Source organism: Citrobacter freundii complex sp. 2024EL-00216 (assembly GCF_043945515.1).
GTDB classification, from domain to species: Bacteria; Pseudomonadota; Gammaproteobacteria; order Enterobacterales; family Enterobacteriaceae; genus Citrobacter; species Citrobacter portucalensis.
Window position 1 is genome coordinate 1 of record NZ_JBIMRA010000054.1, and the last position, 3,340, is coordinate 3,340.

Sequence of the window (3,340 nt, forward strand, 5' to 3'; positions counted from 1 at the left end):
TGAGCGAAGAGCGGACATTGCTAACAGCATCCTATGTGAATCATTACGATCAAATCAATGACTAGATAAGCACAAACCTGAAAAGAGGCCTACTGACGAAGTAGGCCTGAGTTCCTTATATATTTCACAAAATTCAGAGAGTTTCTAAGATGGATAAAAGTGTTGGAAGTTGACTCTCTCTCACACGGAATCTACCCGTCCTAGATAATTCCGTTTCAATTCCGTTAACGAAGAAATGTACGGAATCAAAAACGGCCGAGCTATTCATATATTTATTCTGATAAATTTCTTGGAGATTCTTTGAGCTTACTATTTTTGTCTTTGCTAAAGTAAAAGGATCAACAGAGATATTAGATAGAGACATGGATTTTATCTTGAGGTCAAAGCCCTCAGAAAGACCATTTACAACTTTCCTCAGATCAAATTCTACTGGTCTCAATCCACTATCTTCACCAAATAGTTTTTGCACCATAGTATAAGGCATTTTCATACTTAATGGAGGGTTAGTGGCATATAGTATAATTTTTTTCCCTTGTCTGACGCCAAAGTCCACATTTAAGTAAGTTGCTATTTCAACCTCTGAATGCTCGCCATTAGCATATTCTAAGCTTTGCTTACTAATGCTTCTCATGGTAAATCTTAGTTCAAGCACTTCAGAGTTATTAATGATTTGAAAACCATATCCTTTATCTTCATCATAGAGGTTGTCATTTACTTTGTGTAATAACTCACTTTTAGTTATATCTTTTTCTGCTTTATAAATTTTTACCTTTATCATCATCCAGCCTCCTGATTCAAAGTCTCGCAAGACATAGCTTTCGTTACTGGGTATCGCTTGGTATGCTCTTCGATAATAAAGTCATTAATCAAAAATATTTTTTCTTCTAATTGTTTCATGACTTGATCAAAGTCTGCGTCACTGAGTTTTTCTCTCTCTGCGGATGCAGAGTTGCTTTCTTTGTATAACGCTCTGAATTTTATATTTTTTCCAAGATATTTATCATCAAAACTAAGTTCAAAAGTTATAGTATGGTTCTTAACAACTGAGGAAAATGACTTCCATCGAATTAAGCTTCTATAAAACCCATCACTGCACAGCTCCTTAATTTGAGGAGCGTTCACTAATGATAGGCCATCATACGCGGCATTATTAATGTTAAAAGTTAGGTTTTCATCATCGTCAGATGCCATTTCCTGATTATTAATGTCATCATCATTTTCGTTATCTGTAGAAGGTGAAATCTTGTTTAATAATTCTTGTGTTTCTTCGTTAGCATTTCCTTCAAGATTATCTCCATTAATATCCAGAGATGTTTTTATTCTGCTTACTCTAACCTTTTCAAGACCAGCATATTCAAGTCCTGTTTTTTTATAATTTCCATCAAAATCATAAAGATGAACAGCGAAAATGTTCCTAAGATCAGTATCAACGATGCTTGATAAATCTATTTCGTTGACAATTATGTTGTTACAAACCGTTGATGAATATGTATCAATTATTTGCTTGAGAATTTCTGAAATGCGTGGTGTATAGTTATATCTCACTGAAACATATCCTTTTTTTACTATGAAAATTATACTCCCACTGTACAATTTTTTCTGCTGAAATTTACCCCTTCTAAAATCAAATTCAGTGTAATCAATAGATATATGGTAGGTTTGCAACCCTGAGTAATGATCAATTTTCTCATGCCCTAGCAACTTGGGTCTATTTTCTTTCACTTTGTTTACAACGTCATAGAGTTTCTCTATATCAAATTCTTCATATATACGTTTTACTGAGAAGACGTCTTGGCTGGGTTTGGTTGCCAGTTTATCTTGTACTTCTCTGATGTGATTATATGAAAATGGCAGGTCTGATATTTTTTCTATCAATACCTCTTTTGATAAGTCAGATGGGAAAATTATCCCTCGATTGAAGGCGATCTTCCTTAATGTAACATCTGTGATTTTTGCACTGTTAGAGTGGAGGGCAGTATAAATGTCACTTTCGTTTGAAAACAACGTGGCTTGATATTTATTCATGTCATACTCCTTATGAAAAGTGACATTTTCTATTCACCTGCTTGCTGGCAACTTGGTACTCAAATATAGATAGCTTTTGATTAACAAAAGGAATGGATACTATTTTTTCCCTTAACGTTTCGATATGAGATTGAGTGAAAGAATATATGCCTATGTAATCATTAATGGCGGATTGCAAATGAACGCTTGAGTGTGATGAGAACGGAGTTATAACAAATATTTTGTCAAATTGATTGAGTAATTGATAGTTAAATATATACTCTAAAAGAAATATAAAGTGATTACTGGAATCAACCTTTTCTTTCCAGAAAATATTCAATATTTTATTTCTTATTCTATCGCCATCATCATTTCTAATATATTCGTGTTCATATGAGTAAAAAATCATGCCAGATGTTATCATTTCAATTGTGGCTGGAAGGATTTTCCCTTTCGTTGCTATTTTATTATGCTTGTCAGGGTAAAAATATGTGCAGTTCTCTATCTCAGGAATTTTTTGCCATAACATATTTGTTTCTTGTGTTACTTTGTCAGTAATCCCCCTTCTAGTCTCAATGTGTTCTGTAACATCTAGTAAAAATCTGATCATAGTTGGGTCAAAAACTGCAATCAAAGAGTTCTCTGGAAAATCATAACTTGCTGTGGCGGCTCCATTTAATTTCTCAATTAAATCAGAGTCATATTTATTGTCATGATTATATATAAAAAGTAGGCCGTTAACTTGATATTTCTCATTTGTACTGTCAACAAATAGACGCCGCCACTCAGGACTTCTTGGCGCGCAAGCTACCTGTTGTGATAAACTTCGTAGAGCGCTCAATATTGATTTTGTACCGTCAAGCGTGCTGGCACAATAAGATTTTAAATCTGTTTGTATATACTGAGTTATATCTGAATAAGGATCTCTATATTTGAAGACTACATCCGTAGGGTGAGTTTTTTTTGGATTTTCAGATAAAAGTTGTTTAGCGTTTAGATGAGATCTCAAACAACAGTCCCAACTTATATCCGTTGTTTTTTGGGTTTTCCAGCCTAATTCATCAAAAATTCTACTGGAAATGATACCTGCAATCTCATCAATATTCTTAGTTTCGCCGCCCACGCTTCCTCCATAGTTCGTTGTTTTATATAGTGAAGATCTGATTCATGGTTTTCCAAGCTCATGCGAAAACGATCAATAAAATAGGAATAATCTCAATCAATTTAATCTTTTTTATTTGAATCATCAAGAGCCCCATTACTGATAGGCATCAGTAAGTGGCATCGCTGCTCAAGCTTCAGTAAAAATCCGGTTAGCAACTTCCGCTGTTGGCAC

At 34.2% G+C, this 3,340-nt stretch carries 3 protein-coding genes; all 3 read right to left on the reverse strand.

All coding sequences use genetic code 11. From position 1 onward, the window contains the following. Positions 1–133 precede the first annotated feature (133 nt). Genes ACHHZ7_RS25205 through ACHHZ7_RS25215 form a run of 3 tightly spaced genes read right to left on the reverse strand, consistent with a single transcriptional unit; the run spans position 134 to position 3,127 of the window. Positions 134–781: a hypothetical protein gene (locus ACHHZ7_RS25205; protein WP_050489294.1), complete on the reverse strand. Its 648-nt coding sequence runs from the start codon at positions 779–781 to the stop codon at positions 134–136. Next, positions 778–2,025, reverse strand: coding sequence for a hypothetical protein (locus ACHHZ7_RS25210; protein ID WP_032650528.1), 1,248 nt, complete (start codon positions 2,023–2,025; stop codon positions 778–780). Before ACHHZ7_RS25210 ends, ACHHZ7_RS25205 begins: the two co-directional genes overlap by 4 nt. A gap of 10 nt (positions 2,026–2,035) precedes the next feature. Further along, positions 2,036–3,127, reverse strand: a complete 1,092-nt coding sequence (locus ACHHZ7_RS25215; RefSeq protein ID WP_032650530.1) for a hypothetical protein — start codon at positions 3,125–3,127, stop codon at positions 2,036–2,038. Between the last annotated feature and the right edge of the window lie 213 nt (positions 3,128–3,340).